Annotated in this window: 13 protein-coding genes; 8 read left to right on the top strand and 5 right to left on the bottom strand. The window is 48.4% G+C overall.

What is annotated here, in order from left to right; genetic code table 11:
- Positions 1–8: 8 nt before the first annotated feature.
- Positions 9–365 (bottom strand): helix-turn-helix domain-containing protein, encoded by a 357-nt coding sequence (locus AC6I1H_RS09300; RefSeq protein WP_497740663.1) that lies wholly within the window; start codon positions 363–365, stop codon positions 9–11.
- Between the two features lie 170 nt (positions 366–535).
- Between AC6I1H_RS09300 and glnA (AC6I1H_RS09295) the strand changes: the two genes are divergently transcribed.
- Complete coding sequence (gene glnA, locus AC6I1H_RS09295; protein WP_497740662.1) at positions 536–1,864, top strand: type I glutamate--ammonia ligase; 1,329 nt, start codon at positions 536–538, stop codon at positions 1,862–1,864.
- Positions 1,865–2,083: 219 nt separating this feature from the next.
- A complete protein-coding gene (gene glnA, locus AC6I1H_RS09290; RefSeq protein WP_497740661.1) occupies positions 2,084–3,418 on the top strand; it encodes a type I glutamate--ammonia ligase in 1,335 nt (444 codons plus the stop codon).
- A gap of 103 nt (positions 3,419–3,521) precedes the next feature.
- On the opposite strand, the gene pdxR is transcribed toward glnA (AC6I1H_RS09290), so the two are convergent.
- Positions 3,522–5,027: a MocR-like pyridoxine biosynthesis transcription factor PdxR gene (gene pdxR / locus AC6I1H_RS09285; protein WP_497740660.1), complete on the bottom strand. Its 1,506-nt coding sequence runs from the start codon at positions 5,025–5,027 to the stop codon at positions 3,522–3,524.
- A gap of 213 nt (positions 5,028–5,240) precedes the next feature.
- Between pdxR and pdxS the strand changes: the two genes are divergently transcribed.
- On the top strand, positions 5,241–6,140 hold the full coding sequence (gene pdxS, locus AC6I1H_RS09280) for a pyridoxal 5'-phosphate synthase lyase subunit PdxS (RefSeq protein WP_497740659.1): 900 nt from the start codon (positions 5,241–5,243) through the stop codon (positions 6,138–6,140).
- Between the two features lie 15 nt (positions 6,141–6,155).
- On the top strand, positions 6,156–6,740 hold the full coding sequence (gene pdxT / locus AC6I1H_RS09275; protein ID WP_497740658.1) for a pyridoxal 5'-phosphate synthase glutaminase subunit PdxT: 585 nt from the start codon (positions 6,156–6,158) through the stop codon (positions 6,738–6,740).
- Between the two features lie 11 nt (positions 6,741–6,751).
- Here the strand turns inward: pdxT and AC6I1H_RS09270 are convergent, their stop codons facing one another.
- Entirely contained in the window at positions 6,752–7,837 is a 1,086-nt protein-coding gene (locus tag AC6I1H_RS09270) for a 6-phosphofructokinase (protein WP_497740657.1), read from the bottom strand.
- Positions 7,838–8,078: 241 nt separating this feature from the next.
- Here AC6I1H_RS09270 and ilvN point away from each other — a divergent pair, with 241 nt between their 5' ends.
- Together ilvN and ilvD are read left to right on the top strand one after the other, a co-directional pair.
- On the top strand, positions 8,079–8,624 hold the full coding sequence (gene ilvN / locus AC6I1H_RS09265) for an acetolactate synthase small subunit (protein WP_497740656.1): 546 nt from the start codon (positions 8,079–8,081) through the stop codon (positions 8,622–8,624).
- A gap of 137 nt (positions 8,625–8,761) precedes the next feature.
- Positions 8,762–10,420 (top strand): dihydroxy-acid dehydratase, encoded by a 1,659-nt coding sequence (ilvD, locus tag AC6I1H_RS09260; protein WP_497740655.1) that lies wholly within the window; start codon positions 8,762–8,764, stop codon positions 10,418–10,420.
- A 180-nt stretch (positions 10,421–10,600) separates the two neighbouring features.
- Here the strand turns inward: ilvD and AC6I1H_RS09255 are convergent, their stop codons facing one another.
- Both AC6I1H_RS09255 and AC6I1H_RS09250 read right to left on the bottom strand, forming a co-directional pair.
- Positions 10,601–11,167 carry a hypothetical protein gene (locus AC6I1H_RS09255; RefSeq protein WP_497740654.1) on the bottom strand — a complete coding sequence of 189 codons (567 nt, stop codon included), beginning with the start codon at positions 11,165–11,167 and terminating at the stop codon, positions 10,601–10,603.
- Positions 11,146–11,307, bottom strand: a complete 162-nt coding sequence (locus AC6I1H_RS09250; protein ID WP_497740753.1) for a hypothetical protein — start codon at positions 11,305–11,307, stop codon at positions 11,146–11,148. Before AC6I1H_RS09250 ends, AC6I1H_RS09255 begins: the two co-directional genes overlap by 22 nt.
- Positions 11,308–11,730: 423 nt before the next feature.
- Here AC6I1H_RS09250 and AC6I1H_RS09245 point away from each other — a divergent pair, with 423 nt between their 5' ends.
- Positions 11,731–14,691, top strand: a complete 2,961-nt coding sequence (locus AC6I1H_RS09245; RefSeq protein ID WP_497740653.1) for an Ig-like domain-containing domain — start codon at positions 11,731–11,733, stop codon at positions 14,689–14,691.
- 1 nt (position 14,692) lies between these two features.
- A complete protein-coding gene (locus tag AC6I1H_RS09240; RefSeq protein WP_497740652.1) occupies positions 14,693–20,887 on the top strand; it encodes an IPT/TIG domain-containing protein in 6,195 nt (2,064 codons plus the stop codon).
- Positions 20,888–20,889: the final 2 nt, after the last annotated feature.

Raw genomic sequence — 20,889 nt, 5'->3', positions numbered from 1 at the left:
CGCAAGGATTAATTTTTTTCAAGCAATTTCATCAGCACCGCACGGTTTGAAACAGGATAAAGCGAGGTCAATCTACCCTGGGTGGCACCGGAATTTATCATCAGATCCAGGTCTTTGGTGCTCTTTTCAAGAAGTTCAATTTTTTCTCTGATGGATTTCAGGTCGAAGCCATTGTCTTTTAAATATTTGATTCTTGAAAGTCTGATGACGTCCTTTTCAGTATATCTTCTCTGTTTTCCCTGAGTTCTGATGGGGGAAATCAAGCCCATATTTTCATAATACCGGATCTGACGGCTGGTAAGCCCGGTCTTTTCTTCGACCATCCCAATGGGATAGATGCCTTTTAAAGAAGGATAAACGGCCATTGCAACCACCTCCTAGAATGTTAACAATATACTAACATATTAGAAAGCCATTGTCAACAATATGTAAGGAATAATTTTTTTATATAAAAAAACCTGACATTTAGTTGACGTTTGATAAATTTATTGTTATTATTCATATATAAAATTAACGAAATACGGAGGGGAGAAAAATGGGTTACACAAAAGATGACATCATTAGTCTTACCAAAGAGCTCAAGGTAAAATTTATCAGGCTTCAGTTCGTGGATATTTTTGGAGTGGTGAAGAATGTGGCCATTCCCATAAGCCAGTTGGAGGATGTGCTGGACGGGAAGCTCATGTTCGACGGTTCTTCTATTGAGGGTTTTACCAGGATTCAGGAATCGGATATGTATCTAAAACCTGACCTGGATTCCTTTGCGATATTCCCGTGGAAGCCCAGGGACGGTGCGGAAGCAAGGTTGATTTGCGATATATACAATCCCGACGGCACCCCCTTTCAGGGAAGCCCCCGCCAGATTTTAAAAAATGTCATCGAAGAGGCAAAGAGCATGGGCTACACCATGTATGCCGGGCCGGAACCAGAATTCTTCATGTTCCTGACCGATGAAAAGGGCAAGCCTACCATCGAGACTCAAGACACGGGCGGCTACTTTGATTTATCACCCATAGATTTGGGGGAAAACGCCCGCAGAGATATTGTGCTGACCCTGGAGGAAATGGGCTTTGAAGTGGAGGCGGCCCATCATGAGGTGGCCCCAGGCCAGCATGAAATTGACTTCAAGTATTCCGATGCATTAAAGACTGCGGACAACATAGCCACATTCCGCTTTGTCACCAAAATAATAGCGAAACAGCATGGTCTGCACGCGACATTCATGCCGAAGCCGGTTTTCGGTATCAACGGTTCGGGGATGCACATACACCAATCCCTGTTTGTCGATGGCAAAAACGCATTTGCGGACGAAAACGGAGAAGCCGGTTTGAGTGATATTGCAAGATATTATGTGGGCGGCATTTTAAAACACGCGCCCGGCTTTACGGCCATTACGAACCCACTTGTGAACTCCTATAAGAGACTGGTACCGGGCTATGAGGCACCGGTGTATATATGCTGGTCCGCCAAGAACAGGAGCGCTCTTGTGAGGGTCCCGGCTGCGGGAGGCGTAAAGACTAGAATAGAACTGCGCAGCCCCGATCCCTCGGCAAACCCCTACCTTGCGCTGGCGGTCATCCTGGCGTCAGGCCTTGATGGCATAAAGAACAAGATTGATCCCGGCCACCAGGTGTACAACAACATTTATCACATGACTGACGAGGAAAGAGAAAAGGCCGGTATCAAGAGTCTCCCAGGCAGCCTCAAGGAAGCACTGGAACTTCTGGAGCAGGATGAGGTTATTAAGAAAGCTCTTGGAGAGCATGTTTATGAGCATTTTGTAGAAGCAAAGAAAATGGAATGGGATATTTACAGGACAAAAGTCCATGCATGGGAGATTGATCAATACGCTGAAATCTATTAATTTATCGGATGCAGTAAATGTGCCGGAGTCGGCGAGCCGGCCCGGCACCCTTTAACTCCCTCTATATATATTTTTTCCCGCAAGGAGCGGCAACCCGCTCCTTATATTTTTTATCTTACATAAACTAGACTATATTATATAAAAATGATATATTAATATACGTGATTTGACTTAATATGAGGGAAATCTTAATATTATGCGTACATTGGGAGGGATAAAATGCCAAAGTTCACCAAAAGTGATATTCTTCAAAAGGCGCAGGAGCTGGACGTAAAGTTCATCAGACTGCAGTTTACCGATATTCTGGGCATAATCAAAAATGTCACCATAACGGTGGAACAGCTTGAAGATGCCCTGGACGGAAAGATAATGTTCGATGGCTCTTCCATTGAAGGTTTTACCCGAATACAGGAATCTGACATGTACCTGCGGCCGGATTACGACACCTTTGCCATCCTGCCGTGGAAGCCCAGGAAGGGTGCTGAAGCCAGGCTCATGTGCGATATTTATGATTCCAACAATGAACCCTTTGAGGGGTGCCCCCGGGGAATACTTAAAAAAGTGGTGGAGGAAGCGCGGCAGATGGGGTATGAGATGTACGCCGGTCCCGAGCCGGAGTTCTTCCTTTTTGAGACAGACGAGGAAGGCAATCCCACGGTGAAGACCCATGACAAAGGCAGCTATTTCGACCTTTCTCCGGTGGATCTGGGGGAAAATGCCAGAAGAGATATAGTGCTAGCCCTGCAGGAGATGGGGTTTGATGTGGAGACATCCCACCATGAAGTGGCTCCCGGGCAGCATGAAATAGACTTCAAGTATACAAAGGCTGTGAGGACCGCCGACAATATCGTAACATTCAAATTTGTGACGAAAGCAATAGCGGCGGATCACGGGCTTTACGCCACTTTCATGCCGAAACCGATTTTTGGAGAGAACGGTTCGGGCATGCATGTGCACCTTTCTCTCTTCAAAGATGGAGTCAACGCATTCTATGATGAAAACGAAAAGGAAACGGGACTTTCGCAGGTGGCGAAATATTTTATAGGCGGCATCCTGCACCATGCAAAAGGATTTACCGCCGTGACCAATCCCACCGTAAATTCGTACAAACGCCTGGTTCCTGGATATGAGGCGCCGGTTTACATATCCTGGTCTGGCAAGAACCGCAGCGCTCTGGTGAGGGTTCCCGCAGCCCGGGGCAATGCCAGCCGCATAGAACTTCGCAGCCCGGACCCTTCGGCGAACCCCTATCTTGCTCTGGCGGTTATTCTCAAGGCCGGTCTGGACGGCATCAAGAACAAAATGGACCCAGGCCCTCAAACCTTCAACAACATATACGACATGACGCCGATGGAAAGACTTGAAGCGGGGATTGAGATGCTTCCGGGAAGCCTGAAGGAAGCTCTGGATTATTTATCTCAGGATGAAGTTATAAAGGAAGCTCTGGGCTCGCACGTCTACGAGCATTTTGTAAAGGCAAAGCTCATCGAATGGGACATTTACAGAATTCAGGTGCATAAATGGGAACTTGACCAGTACCTTGGTATATTTTAGGATTTCAGAAGCCGGAATTCAGAAGTGAGAGGTTGTAGTTGGAGGATTTGCCATTTCGGCAAATCCTTCTTAATCTGACTTCCGACCTCAGACCTCTGCTTTATTATAGTAGCGGCCTGTAACTTGAGCCGCGTATGGGGCTCAGGCGGTACTCTTCGAAGATGTTGCGGATTACGCTGGCTAGCAGTTTGATGCCGTACCGGATGTCTTCGGGGGCAATTTGGGCCAGGCTTAATCTGAAACCGGGGGAGGGCCGCCTGTCATGATAGAAGAAATCTCCGGGCATTATCATGAGGCTTTGTTTTAGCGCAGCGCTGTACAGATTCATGGAATAATAACCCTGGGGGAGTGTTAGCCAGAAGAAAAGCCCTCCCTGCGGGGTTATACTTTTTATGCCCTGCGGCATATACTCATCAATGGCGCGCTTTGCGGCGTCCCGCTTTTCACGAAAAATTTTCCTCATGCGCTGTGCGTGTTCGGACCACATGGATTTTCTGAAGAACAGATCCATGGCGCGCTGGGTGAGCCCCGATGACGATATGTCTGAAAAATATTTGGCATCGGCTATACTTTCTGCAAAACTTTTATTAGATGCGATGAAAGCCAGGCGAAGCCCCGGCATAAAGAGTTTGGAGAAACTTTTGACGTACAGCACGTTTCCCCCGTCATCTATCGCTTTAAGAGGTACGGGTTTTTCCGCAAAATACAAATCATTTATATGGTCGTCTTCAACAATTAAAAAATTGTATTCATGAGAAAGGGCTATCAGCTCTTTCTTTTTTTGCATGGAATAGGAATATCCGGTCGGGTTCTGAAAATTGGGCATGGTGTAAAATATCCGGGGGGGTTTTGTTTTGAGCTTTTCTTTAAGCTCATCCATATCCGCACCGTCGGGTTCAAGAGAAATCTCCACAATCCTGGCCCCCCGGGATTTAAAGGCGTCAATGGCGCCCGTATAGGTTGGGCCTTCCACATAGACGGTATCCTGATAATTCAAAAAGGCTTTTGCAATGACGTCTATGCCCTGCTGGGCGCCGGACACCACTTGGATTTCCTCAGCGGGAATACTTATTCCGTATTCGGCAGCCATAAACCTGGATATGGATTGTCTGAGGGGGGGATATCCCATGCTGTCCTGGTAACCGAAAGCATACCCCCGGTCCCGATCAAGCACCTCATTTATCACTTCTTTGAACGCCTCTACAGGAAAAAATTCCGGCGGTATGGCTGCGCCCGCGAAATCGTACCGGATATGGGAAAAAGCAGTTTCCGGGTCTGGTTCACGGGGCATTTCCGGGCCTCCGGCGGCTAAAGAATCGATAGATTTCCCCTGTAAAATTCCTGGCCGAGTCGCATCCGCCCCCCTTTTGACATATGTGCCGCTGCCCGCCTTTGATATGGCGTACCCATGTTCCTCCAGGAGCCTGTAAGCATTTACTACAGTGACGGTATTTACATTCAAAAGAGATGCCAGCTTTCGAATGGGCGGAAGCTTTTCGCCGGGCAAAAGGATATTTTTTTCGATGAGGCAGGATATGGCTTCATATATCTGGGCATACAAAGGTTTATCAGAGGCCCTGTCCAATTGTATCGATACGAATTTATCCACAGAACATTCCTCCGCATAAAAAATTAAATTGTATTGACAAACAATAGAGATGGTGACATAATATTTACATACAAAATAAAACAAATTCAACAATTGTTTCGGTACAATTATACCGTACTCTATAGCAGGTGTCAAAGATGGTGCGAGTGAAAACTCACTGCACCAGTGTATGATGTTAATATTTACAATTTTTAGGTTTAAGGAGGAATTTTAATGTCAAACATTCAGGACACCAATGCGTCCCCCGAACGTTATAGCCTCAACAAAAACCTGGCGGAGATGCTGAAGGGCGGGGTAATCATGGATGTAACCACTCCAGAACAGGCAAAAATCGCCGAAGCTGCGGGTGCTGTGGCGGTCATGGCCCTGGAAAGAGTGCCGGCGGATATAAGGAAACAGGGCGGTGTGGCCCGCATGACCGATCCCAAAATCATAAAGGCCATCAAAGCGGCTGTAACCATCCCAGTGATGGCGAAATGTAGAATAGGCCATTTTGTGGAAGCCCAGATTCTTGAAGCCCTCAAGATAGACTACATAGATGAGAGTGAGGTGCTGACGCCAGCCGACGAATGTTTCCACATCGACAAGAAAAAATTCAAGGTGCCCTTTGTGTGTGGGGCTAGAAACCTGGGGGAGGCTCTGCGCCGCATCGGCGAAGGTGCGTCCATGATCAGGACCAAGGGCGAAGCCGGTACCGGAAACATAGTGGAAGCCGTAAGGCATATACGAACCGTCATGGGGGAAATCCGCAAACTTCAGAACATGCCCCGTGAAGAACTGATGACAGCCGCAAAGGAGATGGGGGCGCCCTACGACCTGGTGCTCTATGTGGCCGAAAACGGCAGGCTCCCGGTTGTGAACTTTGCCGCGGGAGGCGTGGCCACCCCAGCCGATGCGGCGCTTTTGATGCAGCTCGGGTGTGACGGGGTATTCGTAGGCTCGGGTATATTCAAATCCTCCGATCCGGAAAAAAGAGCCCGAGCGATAGTTAAGGCCGTCACCTATTTCAACGATCCCGATGTGCTGGCTGAAATCTCCGAAGACCTGGGAGAGGCCATGCCCGGCCAGGAAATAGATAGGCTTGAAGACCACTATGCCGAGCGCGGCTGGTAAGTTGAAGGTGATATTATGATAATAGGCGTATTAGCCCTGCAGGGGGCCGTGCGGGAACACATGAACATGATTGCAAGGGTCGGGGCCGCTCCCATGGCAGTTAAAACCGTGGATGACCTGGAAAAAATAGACGCCCTCATTCTGCCCGGAGGCGAAAGCACCGCCATTGGAAAGCTGATGATGGAATTTAATCTGAAAGATGTCATAATCCGGCGGGCAAAGCAAGGTATGCCTGTGTGGGGCACATGCGCCGGCATGATACTTCTCGCAAAGCACATCGTAAATCAGCAAAACTCCCACCTCGCACTGATGGACATATGGGTCCGCCGCAACGCATACGGTAGCCAGCTCGAGAGTTTCATTACATGCCAGAAAGTGGAGGAAGTGTCCGGAAAACCAATTCCCCTGGTATTTATAAGGGCTCCTTTTGTTGAGAAAGCCGACCCGAAAGTCAGGATACTGTGCGAAGTCGATGGGAAAATAGTGGCGGTCCGCCAGGAAAACCTCCTGGCCACCGCCTTCCACCCCGAACTGACCGATGATTTGAGCTTTCACAGGTACTTTATCAAAATGGCGAGTAAATATTCAGCGGCTACTTAAAGACGGTGCTTTTAATCTCCGAAGCTGATTCCTATGCTTCGTGCGGCTTTTATAAGCTGATGGTCCGGCGGCACTGTCCTGCACCCCTGGGGAATATCCTCAAAAGCCGTCCATGTTATGACGCCGTTTTTTAAAGAGACCATCTTGCCGTATTCACCGGCAAGCGCCAATTTTGCGGCGGCTTCGCCGTATCTGGTTGCCAGAATCCTGTCAAAGGGCGATGGAGACCCTCCTCTTTGTACATGGCCCAATATCGTGGCCCGGCTCTCAAACCCTGTAACTTGTTCCACCATTTCCGCTATCCTGTAGCTTATGCCTCCCAGCCTTACCGGGTCTCCACTGCCCTTGATTGTTTCGCGGACCACTTTCTCTCCATCCGGCATCTTCGCCCCTTCCGCTGCCACTATTATGCTGAAAGGCTTTCCTTCATTCTGGCGGGACAATATTTTTTCCGCCACTTTTTCCATCTTCCAGGGGATTTCGGGGATCAGAATAACATCAGCGCCGCCGGCCACTCCGCTGTACAGCGCAATCCAACCCGCATACCTTCCCATGAGTTCCAGCACCATTACTCTGTGGTGGGATTCGGCTGTGGTATGCAGTTTGTCAAGGGCCTCTGTAGCTGTGGTCACTGCAGTGTCGAAACCGAATGTCTGGTCGGTGCCCTGCATATCGTTGTCTATGGTCTTCGGTACACCGATGATTCTGGCCCCCTTTTCGGTAAGTTCACGGGCTATCGCAAGACTTCCGTCGCCGCCGATTACAATCAGACAGTCTATGTGCAGCCTGCCCAGGTTTTCCAGTGCCGCATCTGACATGTCTTTGAAGACCAACTCATTACCCTCCATGACGGGGAAATTAAACGGATTGTCCCGATTGTTGGTTCCAAGCACCGTGCCTCCCCTGTGAAGCAATCCTGATATGTCATGCCTTTCCATCTTTCGGAAGTTTCCCCGTATCAGTCCGCTGTAACCGTCCAGAAAACCATACAATTCCACGCCTGCTGATTCGGCTACCTTGGCCACTGCTCTGATAACAGCATTCAGCCCCGGTGCATCCCCTCCTCCTGTCAGTATGCCCAATCTTTTGACCGCCATTGATTTTCCTCCTTTTGATAGAATTTGATTTGAAAATATATTTTCCACTTCAACCGTATGTGTTATAATAAAATTCAAATATTAAATTTGTTCATTGTAAGCAATTTCTGTTCTAATTATACCAGATAAATTAAAATACACAACCAAACCATGCGTTGCAGGGCATTGACATAAGGGAAAATCTCGGATTTTCCCCTGAAGATTAATTTAAACAATTTTGAAAAAGAAGGGCGGTGTTTTTTTGCGCAAGGCTATTTTTTCGGTACTGGTTCACAATGAATACGGCGTGGTCACCAGGATATCCGGCCTGTTTACACGTAGGGGCTTCAACATCACCAGCTTCACCGGCGAGGAAACTGAAGACCCCAGGATTTCGCGCATTACCATCGTGGCCGAAGGGGACGAGAGGGAACTTTCACAGATAAAAAGCCAGGTGGAGAAACTGGTGGATATCATCAAAGTGGTGGAACTGGACATAAAGGCCTCGGTGCAGAGGGAACTGGCTCTTGTTAAAGTGAAGACCCAGGACAACAACCGCACGGAGATATTCCAGATAGTGGAATCTTTCAGGGCTAAAGTGGTGGACATAGAGCCCGAAGCCGTTATCATAGAAATCACCGGGGACCTTGACAAAGTAAAGGCTTTCCTGAACATGATGAAACACTACGGCATTATCGAAAGCGTGAGGACCGGCATCATCGCCCTGCAGAGGGGCAGGGAAAGCATTCACAACGAACCGGATCCGGTAAGGGACACGGCGGATGACGGATGTCAGATGTCGGATTAAGCTGGGATTTGCGAATCGCAAATTCCCTCCAGTCTGAACTTCGACTTCTGAAATCCGAATGAGTCAGATGTTGAGCTTGCTTGTCGAAAGAACTCTTTACACTTGAATCTATATTTTATAGAGAGGAGAACCATATAATGAGAAGCGACAGCATCAAAAAAGGCCCCATGAGGGCTCCCACCAGAGCGCTTTTTTACGGCATGGGATTTACAGATGAGGAGATTCACCGCCCCATTATCGGGATAGTGAATTCCCAGAATGAAATCGTAGCGGGGCATGTACACCTTGACCGAATAGCCCAGGCGGCAAAAATGGGCGTTGCCATGGCCGGCGGAACACCCATCGAATTTCCTGTCATTGGCATCTGCGACGGCATAGCCATGGGACACATTGGTATGAAGTATCCGCTGGCAAGCCGCGAGCTCATCGCCGACTCCATTGAGGCTATGGCGATAGCTCATGGCTTTGACGGCCTGGTGCTCATCCCGAACTGCGACAAAATAGTGCCCGGCATGCTTATGGTTGCGGCAAGGCTGAATATTCCTTCAGTGGTGGTAAGCGGAGGCCCCATGTTTGCCGGGCGTTATAAAGGCCAGGATATCGATTTTTCCACCTGCATTGAAAAGATAGCGGCCCTGGAAGCCGGTGAAATCACGGAGGAGGAACTTTCGGCCATCGAACACGAGGCATGCCCCGGATGCGGTTCATGCTCAGGCCTTTTTACCGCCAATTCCATGAACTGCCTCACCGAGGCACTGGGCATGGGGCTTCCGGGCAACGGCACCATACCAGCCTATCACGGTGCAAGAATTGCTCTGGCCAAAAGAGCCGGTATGCAGGTCATGGAAATGGTTCGAAAAGATATAAAGCCGAGAGACATCCTCACAAGAGAGGCTTTTGAAAACGCCATCACCGTGGATATGGGCATGGCGGGTTCCTCGAACACCGTGCTGCACCTTCCGGCCATAGCCCATGAAGCAGGTATCGAACTGGAACTGGACCTTTTCGACAAAATCAGTCGGAGGACACCATATCTTTGCAAATTGAGTCCCAGCGGCCATCACCATATGCAGGACCTGCACGAAGCGGGCGGCATTCCCGCCCTGATGAAGGAGCTGTCTAAAAAAGGTCTGCTGCACCTGGATTTAATTACCGTTACAGGTGAGACAGTGGGAGAAAACATAAAGAGCGCATGCGTCCAAAATCCTGAGGTAATAAGGCCGGTGGAAAATCCTTACAGAGATACCGGCGGCCTTGCCATACTAAGGGGAAACCTGGCACCAGACGGTGCGGTGGTGAAAGAAGCCGCAGTGGCGCCGGAAATGATGTTCCATGAAGGCCCTGCCAGGATATTCAACTCCGAAGAGGAAGCTGTGGATGCCATATTTTCCAGAAAGATAAACAAAGGCGATGTGGTGGTGATACGCTACGAAGGTCCCAAAGGCGGCCCAGGCATGAGGGAAATGCTGTCTCCCACTTCCGCCATAGCGGGCATGGGTCTGGACAAGGATGTAGCGCTCATCACGGACGGAAGATTTTCCGGAGCAACCCGCGGCGCTTCCATCGGCCATGTATCGCCCGAAGCCATGGAAGGCGGGCCGATTGCTCTGCTGGAAGAAGGGGATATTATAAGAATAGACATAAAGAACAAGCGCCTGGATGTGGTGCTGTCCGAGGAAGAGCTGGAACGCCGCAGGGCAAAATGGCAGATGCCGGAGCCCAAGATTAAGACCGGATACCTCGCCCGGTACGCCAGGATGGTGACATCCGCCAACACCGGCGCAGTGTTGAAATAAATAAAACAGATGATTTTGGTGTAAAAAGTCACTTCCCTGCCGGAGATGGCCCGGGACCGCAGCTTTCTGCCGCTCTCATATGATTATGATGCCAGAAGTCGGATGCCAGAAAAATAAAAGGAATTTGCGAGCCGCAAATTCCACTTAATCTGATATCTGACATCTGGCATCTGATTTGTGCTATATTATTTCTGCTTCGTCTTTTATACGCTTCCATAATCCTTCCACACCTAATTTCTGTGCCCAGCGATCTATATATCCCATATCCAATCTTTCATATTGCACTTCATATACCCTTAAAGCGTCTATAAAATGTTTTTCACTGCCTCCGGCCATTTTTGCCCACCTTAATTTTGCAAGGATTGTATCTTCGGGACTTGAAACCATAATTTTTATTCCCATAAAATCTTCCGAGTATCTTCTAGAAAAACGTGATATGTCAAAAGGTTCATCGGTCAGTATCCAGAAATCAACCTTGTCTCCTTCTTTAATGTCGATAAGATTAAACATAGTTTGATTTGTGATAGCATCTGCAATACTATTTTCATTAATATAAAAATCTAGGGGTGGAAAGGCTTTCACAAGTTTATTTACATCGGATTTTTTTATGGATATGATAATATCTATATCATGAGTAGAATGAGGTTCACCCTGAAGACTTGAAACAATAGAACCCGTTACCATGTAACCTATCTTTAATTCTTCAAGCACATTTATTACGCGAGTTAATAATTCCGGTTGTGACATTTTTCAATGCGCTCCAGATATATTTTTTTAATTTGCTCATCATTTAAATTTGGAAACCTTTGGTGCAAGCCATGAATAAAAAGCTGTTTTGTGAATTTGGATAGTTCAAATGCTTTTAATAATCTAGTTTCAGGAGACATCTGCTTAAGAATTTTTAAATATATTCTTCTATCGGGACTCGGTTCCCTGCCCATTTTATTTTCACCTTTTTCAAATTTGATGTTTAATCTTAAAACAATTATAACATACTTTTATCCTATACAAAAGAGCCGGGTTTCATATGTGGATTCGGACTGGGCTTCAATAATTTGTGGATAACTGTGGATAACTTATCCCCAATGGGGACAACTTCGTTAAAAAAAGGACATACCTTGAGGACAAGACTTTTACTTATTAACACCTGTGGATAACTTTGTGGATAAATATTGTGGACAAATAAAGTGTTCGTACTTAGTCCAAAATCGATGTAAAAATTAGAGGATTTTGGGTTTTCATGTCGAATTATTAATTTAACACCAGATATGGAAATTACAGGATAATAATTCGGATTCGGGGGTAATGCCATGAATCTTAAAAAAACAGCAGCGCTGATATTGATGCCGGTACTGGTGTTTTCTTTATCCTTCTTGAAAATAGATTTTGCAAGAGCGGATACCGGCATTCTGATTTCCACATATCCCGCCCAGAATCAACAGGGTGTGGAAATAGAACCTGTCATTAAATTCAACTTCAGTTCCCCTGTTGAAATACTGGATAAAAGCAAAATCAGCATAAACTTTGGAGAAGAAACCTATCCCCTCGACTTTGATAAAGACATCTACCTCTCCAACGACGGCAAGACTCTGAATATCGAAGTAAACGATGAGCCATACCCTTTAAGGCGAAACACGCCTTACACCGTTGTCCTGGAAGCGGGATGCGTCATCGATAGCAATGGAATTACCAATGAAAAAACCGAATTGAATTTTGTTACCACTGGAGACGGGCAGCGGCCTGCTGTGTCCGGATATTCCTCGAGCCCTTCCGGCGGCGACGACATAACTTCGCTTTCCGGCATGCGGCTTTCAGGCGGAGGAACCATTTATATACGTTTTGATAGGAATATAAAGTGGGACAAGGATAAAGACGATATGAACCTGCAGGATGCGGTAAAGCTTTATAAGATCCCGAAAGCCCTGGAAACGGCCCTGGATCCATCCGGCAGTTCATACGACAGCGTGGTGGAATACGTTTACGGGCAGGGCGTTCCGGGCGCGGATCCCGATGAATCCCAGAGGGTGCCGGTGGGCAGCATAAGCATAGTGAACAATAATACTCTGGCGGTAAAGCCCGAATCTTCTCTGCTCAGCCTGAACCGTTACAAACTGTTCATAGACAGGGATATCGTAGAAGACACGTACGGTTACAATCCTGAAAAGGACATAGAGTTTTATTTCTGGACCGCTTCGTCTGGCACTTTGTCGGCAAGCTGGGTGGGGGTGAGTTCTTCCAGGGCGTACGGCGCTCCGGCCTACGACAGTTCGAATCCCATTGTTCTTTATGCCGACGGCGAGGTGATCGTAAAAGCGGGGGACGACTCGGCACTGGACAGGATAGTTCTTTCGGAAGGATACAACAGCAGTGCCGGTGTGGGCATAGAGAAAATCCGGCTGGGATATTATTTTGAAAACGGCGCAAAAAAGACGAAAATCATGATTTACCCGAAGGAGCAGCTTGGATGGGGGAAATTCTACAAATTGAGCATAAGCGGCGATGTTTTTGAGACAAGGTCGGGCCGGTTTCTTTCAGCCCTGAGCATGGAATTTGTGGTGAGGGACAAATCCGGAGAATCCCGCGGCATTTACGGCGTATCCCCCTCTTCATTGAGCGTACTGGATATCATGGGCGGCAGTGCTGCATTTACCGTGACCGGATACAATTTCAACGAAAGCGTTGAGAAAGTGGAACTTCTGCCTGTGGCGGGGAATGCGGCCGGCGGCGGAGCTGTTACTATTGAAAAAACCGACATTGATTTTGTGAATGTAACCGAGCTTCTGGTAAAACTTCGAAGCGACGCTGTCGTAAAAAAACTCGGCGCAGACAGCGGCAGTGGGACGTACAGGATAAAGATCTATTTTTCCGACCAGGCGGAACCGGTAGAAAACAGCAGCGTCTCTCTTACGATTACCCCCAGGGGCAAGCCTGAAGTGAAAGAAAAATATCCTTCGGAAGACGGATGGGTAAACGAGAAAAATTTGAACCCTAAGGTAATCGACGGCACCACAAGATATTTTTTGAAAATTACTTTTGACGATTCCGACGGCAGCCTGGCCTTTGACGAATCCGGGGGCCTGGACCTTATTAAATCTTCCAGCGTGCATGCCGGGGGCGAAAACGCCACATCCATGATAGACACCGAATTCCTGGGATATATCCAGAATATACAGGATACAAGCCAGAAAAAGTTATATATAGATAAATATATATTTGTAAAAGACAGCGGGCAAAAAGAAGCTTACCTTTTCATACCCGTAAAACAGTTAAGGACCCAGACGACTTACACGGTTACAATAAATGCAGGTGTCGTGTATTATACCGACAGCTCCGGCAACCTTCTTTCGGGAAACGATATCATCGAATGGAGTTTCACGACTACGGCAAATCCGGTGGTGACCAGTGTTGTAACCGGCAGCGTGCCGGAAAACTACGATGAAGATGTGCCCATAATTTTGCAGGGAGATTTTTTTGACGAGGATGATATTGAAGTATATTTCAACGATATTAAGGCCGATAGGGTAAAGGTTGACACTGACGAGAGCGGAAATCCGGTGCTGAGGGTATACCTGCCTTCCGGCAGTCGACGGCTGGACCCAGGCATTTACACAATCCGGGTGGTAAATGATGACGACCATGAATATGAAATATACGGCGCTTTGAGCGTCGTAAAAGAGGGAGATTTTATTCCCACTAGCGAATATGTTCTAAAGTATGACGGTAAAATGGGTGAAGTGCGGGGGGATATAAACTCTAGCGAAGACACCCTCATGCTGGACAGCGATTACACCGATAAAAGCCGTGTATCGATAGATTTGGACGACCTTATGGGTGAAAATGTGCTGGTGAGGAAGATAAGCTTTAAAGGCAGCGCAAAAAACGAGATAGGCATGCTGGAGACTTTCTCCAAATGGGCGGATATAACACTGTATCGCCTCACGCTGGATTCATCGGCTGAAAGCCGAAACATAGAAATAATCCTGGGCCGCGCGGAGCCGGTACAGGCGGCGAAATTAAAATCCAGCCTGACCGCGGGCAAAATAAAGTCCGATTTTATCCGCGTGGCGGGCGAAAACTTCAAGGTCAGCGGTATAAAAGTGGTAGTTCCTTTTACAGAAAGCAGCGGTGACAACCTGAAAGCCCTGAGGTATGACGAGGAGCTTCGGGTATGGAAAGAGGAATATTCCGTCGTGGATAAAGCCGATAAAACAGTTACCGTAACAAGCACAAACCCCGGCATTTTTGTGGTGGTGGAGGAAGGAGTGGAATAATTTGATAGGGAAAGATAAGGTATACATACGATTATTTAATTGGAATAGAATAAAATGCGTAGCTTTGAGGTTTATTTCTCTTGCCCTCGTCATAGCCATGCTGTTTTCTTTGTTGCCGTGGGGAGAAAAACCAGCGGCGGCTTTCGACGCCGACAATTTTTACGTGACTGACGTGACTATCGGAAAGACATTTGATTCGAGCCAGCTGCAGACATCCATGTATATAACCGTGGAGGGCAGAAACATAAAGGACGCAAATGTTCAGGTGTTTGTCTCGGGGCAGCCCAGGCTGCTGACAAACCCCAAAATAAACACCGATGATACGCTGTATTTTGAATTCACCAATCCAACCGATTGGGCGGCGCTCAAAGGTATAACCAAGATAACGGTGGGCGGCGCGTCGATAGACATTGGAGAAAAAGGGAGCATGCCCGCCATAAGCGGGGTAAACCCGGTGACCGTTGTAAAAGGAGGGGGCAGCGTCACCATATATGGCTCGGACTTTAGTTTAATAAATTCGGCTTCAAACGAATTCACAGTATCGTACGGCAGGGGCATTGCATTCACTAAAATAGACAACAGCCTCTTTACATCCGACAGCAGCGTAACGCTGAATAACCCCACCGGCGAGCTGGGCCTTCAGGACATAGTCATAGAGCGCAAGTGGCTGACGGATGATATAACCTTCAACAGTACATACACGAAAAAGGTGAACGTGAACCTGTACTATCGTTACTCAGACCAGTTCAGGCTTATTTCGCTTCTCAACATATCCAGTGATTTGGAGATGTTCCCCAACAGGGGGCCTGTGGGCAGCACGATATATTTTAAAGCAGACACTTTAAGCCTTTATGATGTGTTTATCCTGAAGAAAGTGGATGGCACTGATCCTTATACCACTTCGAATAAAGGCGTAAACCCCACATATAAAATGGATGCCGAAGGCGGAAAGGATATTCTTACCGTCCAGGTCCCCAACCTGGAGAAAGGAGAATACTATGTTGTCCTCACCAATAAGGTTCCAGACGGTGCGGACCCCATGGATTATGTAACGGGCGAAAAGGTGCTTGACCAGAAGTTTACGGTGATAGACGGATACAGGAGCGCCAGAATTGATGCCATACAGCCTAACACTGGGCCTGACACCGGTTCTCCCGCCGTCATATCCGGCAGATATCTTGGGAGCCTGAATATAGACGACCTGATTATGGAATCGGGCGTCACCGTCACCGATTACTGCTACAACGAACAGCAGGACCATCCCGTGCTGGTGAGGACATGGCAAAAAAACGGTGAGAAGGTGGCCTCCTACGGGGGGAAGGATATAACCGAGGTTACAAAAAAAATTACCGTGATAATAGGGAATATGGCTACTTTCAGGGAAGATTCCAGCTTTTCCGCGGAGCTGGACAAGCTCAGCATTATGGTTTCCCCGATAACCATCGATGATGGGGATTATGTAAGGGATGTAGTGGTGGAGACGGAAACCACGTTAAAATATGATACCGGCCAGTTCGTGTTTACTGAGAGGGCGGAACTGTCAAAGGCGTATACGTTTATTCCGAGCACCGTAAAACCCGAAGTGCAGAGCGTAACACCGGATGAAATATTTGTTAAAAAGGATGCCAGCGGCAAATACGTTGTCGGGCAGGACCTTCTGATTGCCGTAACCGGCAAGAATTTTTTGATACACAGGTACAATGATGAGTCGGAAGGATTCGTCACCCGTTACCCCATAATTCAGTTCAGCAACGCCGCAAACAAGGTGGTACTGGATAAAAATACCAATCCAGATCTTCGCGTTTATGTGGAAGACAGCAGCGGGAACGTGTTGGACGGCAGCACCGGCAATGAGATAGGGACCAGGATTGTGGCCGTGATCCCCGCCGGAACAGAGGTGCCCGAGGCTTTTGTGGGAACAGCCATACCCGTTATAATAACCAACCCCATAAGAAATTCTTCTCAACCAGGGCTTTCTTCAGATGCCTCGGTGAGCGTAAAATTCCTGCTGCCCAGCGAAAACAAAATCCCGGTCATAGAAAGCGTCAGCCCCGATGTGGTGACAGTAGACGGCGGTGAAACGGTGACCGTTCAAGGAAGCAATTTCCAGGATGGGGTCAAGGTATACATTGCCGGCAATGTGGTTGGCGGCATCACAAGGTCTGGAGACGGCAGAACCATTACTTTCAAGGCGCCCTCAGGAAAAGAAGGGCAGACACAGCTGCAGATATTAAATCCCGGGGGCGGTATGGCCGTATGGGACTTTTACTATGTAAAAACTTATACCGACCCGAAGATTACGGATTTTGCGCCAAAAGCCGGCAATACGGGGACTTTAGTGCAGGTAAAGGGAGATAATTTCCTTTTGCCGGACCCCACGGCCACAGCGGATGAGATATACAAGCTTATAGGCACCAGAATTCTGCTGGAGGGGCAGGACATAAATCAGTACAATATTGACCCTTCGACAAAAAAAATTGTGCTTCAGGATTATCTGGCACCGCCTGGCGATGAAATCATCAGCATTGGGGAAAATTCCGACGGCAGCAAATTCGTTAAAGTGGCGGATTACTGGCACAGCGTGCTGCTCAAAGATACCAGCGCAAACAAATTTTATACTATAAGTTTTGACACCCAGGGCACCCCTGTGATATCGGACGGGGCGAGCAACACCTACAAAGTGAGCATATCAGGCGAAAGCTTAGTGGCGAGCCAGGTGGGCGGAAGCGATTACATATTGACGGTGGAGCAAAGCAGCAGTGCCACGCAGATCGTCATCGGCTCTCTGCGCCTGGTGCTGCAGACGCCCTTTAAAGTAGAAAACGGCGTGATAGTGGGTGACATGGTAAAAGTGGTGGATAAAAACACCATAATATTCAGAGTGCCCATACTTACGCTGGGAGACGGCTGGTATGATCTGACGGTGTTAAATCCCGACACCAAAAAAGACAGCCGCATAAACGAACAGGGGTTTTATTACTACACGCAGCCCCAGTCGAGGCCTTCGATAGACGAAATCGTCCCGGACTCCGGCTCTGTGGACGGCGGATATACAGTGGATATAGTGGGAAAGGAGTTCTATGATGACGGGACCAATAAATCCAGGGTCTTCATCGACGGCGTGGAGGTGGCAGCAAGCGATACTTCCGTGAGCGTCGACGGAAAGACAATTACTGTAAAAGTGCCTCCCTTTTCCGGCGAATTGTCGGGAACGGATCGCAAAACCGTGCCGGTGGTGGTGCTCAACCCCGACGGGTCCAGCGCCGGCAAAGAGGACGGGTTCACCTATGTGGTGCCCACCAGCCATCCAAAAATAACGAAAATTGTACCCCAGAAAGGAAGCGCCGCAGGGGGGGAGATAGTAGAAATTACAGGCCAGGATTTTAGATTCTTCGAGCCCTTCAGCGATGACGACAGGGACCAGATAAAAGACGACAGCGAGGTGTACAGGGATAAAAACGCGAACAATCAATGGGACGACTTCAGGGGCAAAACCGTTGAGGAACTGAGGCAGCTTTATCCCGACGACAGCGATTATGAAAAATATGTGGTTCCCGTGCTGCCCAAGGTATATTTCGGAAGCAAAACGGCAAAAGTGCTGGAGTTTTCCGACGGCTACCTGAAGGTGGTTACACCTTCGGGCACAGCGGGGGATGTGGAAGTTTATGTGGCAAACAACGACTCCGGGATTTCAAACAGCGTGAAGTTCACATATCAATCTTCAAGCCCGTCCATAACCAGCATAGTGCCTTCGGAAGGCAAAAAACAGGGCGGCGATTTGGTGGAAATCTTCGGCAGCGGTTTTGTAAAAAGTGATATAAGCGTTTACGGCAGCATCACGCCTCCGGAGGTTCTGGTGCGTTTTGGAGACATAACCAACAGGGATATTCCCAGGGAACAGGAAAATTCCGGCCGCATCGACAACGGCAGGACCACCGTCACCCTCGACGGAGGGCTCAAGGTGCAGTATGCCAGCGGCCAGATTCTGCTGGAGATAAGCGAGAAGGGATTGACCTATACCAGCGGCGCCATAAATTATGACGGGAGCGTGTTATTTTTCCCGGTAAGCCTGCTGACAGCCAATAACGGCACCGACGAAGTGCGCTATTCCGGCAGCGAGCTTATCCGACTTGAAATATCGGACAGGAGGCTCTATGTGGAAAGGGGCTATGCCCCCGAGACTGAATTCATATCAAGCGGCCACCTGGTGGTTACAACCCCAATCTATTACACCATAGGCATCGTAAATGTATATGTCATAAACCCCGACGGAGGTATGGCAAAAGGTAAGTTCGAATACAAAAACCCTGCCAGCAATCCGGTCATAGTTAATCTTCTCAAAGAGGGCAACGGTCCCCAGGATGTGAATATCAACGGCCAGGACGTCAGGGTGATTTACCTTACCTACAAGGGCGGCAACACCGTAAGCGTCATAGGCAGCGACTTCAGGGAAAATGCGAAGATTCAGGTTTCGGACCTTGTGACGATTGCGCCGAAAGACATAACTTATATGCTCCCCTCAAAAATGACCTTTACCATGCCCGCGGTGCCCGAAAGCGCGGTGGGAAAACTGCACCGGCTGGTGGTGGTCAATGAGGACGGGGGCACGGCATCCTCGGACGAAGCCAGCCCGAAGCCCATATATATAATATTCATAAAGGGAGAAACATCGCCTTCAATAGAAAAAATCACTCCAGACCACGGCCCGGCTGCTGGAGGGACCACGGTCAAGATAGAAGGCAAGGATTTCCGGGAAGGGCTTAAAGTTTATTTTGGCGGCATCACCGTTCAGGAGTCGAATGTAAAAGTTGTAGACTACAAGACGATTACCGTCGTCACGCCGTCCCATGATGCGGGCAAGGTGGAAGTCAGAGTTGAAAATCCCGACGGTGAGCTTTCCAACTCCGTATATTTTACATACATCAGCGGCCCGAAAATCACTGCAGTGGTAGACCCCGATGATTCCACAGAGACCAGCCGTATCACGAGCATCTCCATAGAGGGCGGGCAGGAAATAAAACTGAAGGGTTCCGGCTTTGTGTCCGGAGCAAGAGTGGTGTTTTATCCCGAAATCGAAGAAGTGGAAGACGAATCCTCAGCCGGAGGCACTGTAGTATATATTGACGGAACCCCATACATCCTGAAAGGCGGTGCGGACGGCAGCAATGTCAGGTTTATAGATTCAGAGACATTGACAGTTGTAACGCCTGCTGGAAAAGTCGGGGCAAAGGGGGTAATGGTGATAAACCCTGACGGCGGGGCAACAGATATATATGAGAACCTTGTTTACGGCCTCCCCAAACTGGAGGCTCCGATGAATGTAAGGGCAGAGCTGGTGTATGACCGATACATCAGAATAAACTGGTCCGAAGTGGAAAATGCTGTCGAGTATGAGATATACGTGGTAATAGACGAAAGCGAGACGGACTTTGTGGGTTCCACCCAGCTTACAAGCTTTTTGTATACGGACCTTGCGCCCAGAACGAAATACAAGTTTATCGTAAAAGCCATCGGCCCGTTCGGGTCATCGCTGCCCTCGGAGGAGAGTAATACGGTCAAAACCGGCTCCTCCGTGGGGCCGGAGGATGAAGACGGCAGTCCTGTGGAAAACACCCGCATGCAAAAATCAGGCGACACAGTAAATGTGACCGTAGGATACGGAGACTACAGGGAAAAGACTGTCATAGATATTACCGCCGGAGAAATGGCAGGCGCGAAGAAAGTGGTGGTGAGCATACCCGCAAGAGTGGTGGTGAAAAAGGATTCGGGAGACATCACCATAATCGGGGCCGACTTTGCCGTAAAATTAAATCCCGGCGCGTTCAATACATCAAAAGTCGCTGAAAAGAGTGACAGGGATGACGCGGGCGTCAGATTCGAGATTTCTCCGTGCGCAGCAACCGGTGATATGGCTGGGAAGGTGGGGCTTTCGACCCAGTATGAATTAAAGGCCGGGTTTTTTGTGGGGAATGCAGAGACTTCTCTAGAATATCTCATTTCCGGAATGGAACTGACCCTGGATTATGATGCAAAAAAGGCTGTTTTAAGGAAAGTCGACTCAGTTGCCCTGAGCAGGTACGACGACTATAAAAACGCATGGGAGCAGGTGGCGAAAAAGGCCGAAAATGAAGGCGCATCGCTCACGGCCCATGTGGAAAGATTGGGACGTTATATGGTAATAGGAAGCAGGAGGTAGGG

The organism is Biomaibacter sp. TOL, from assembly GCF_059717795.1.
The sequence above is the reverse complement of the archived record's forward strand: the minus strand, read 5'-3'. Positions and strand labels throughout refer to the sequence as shown.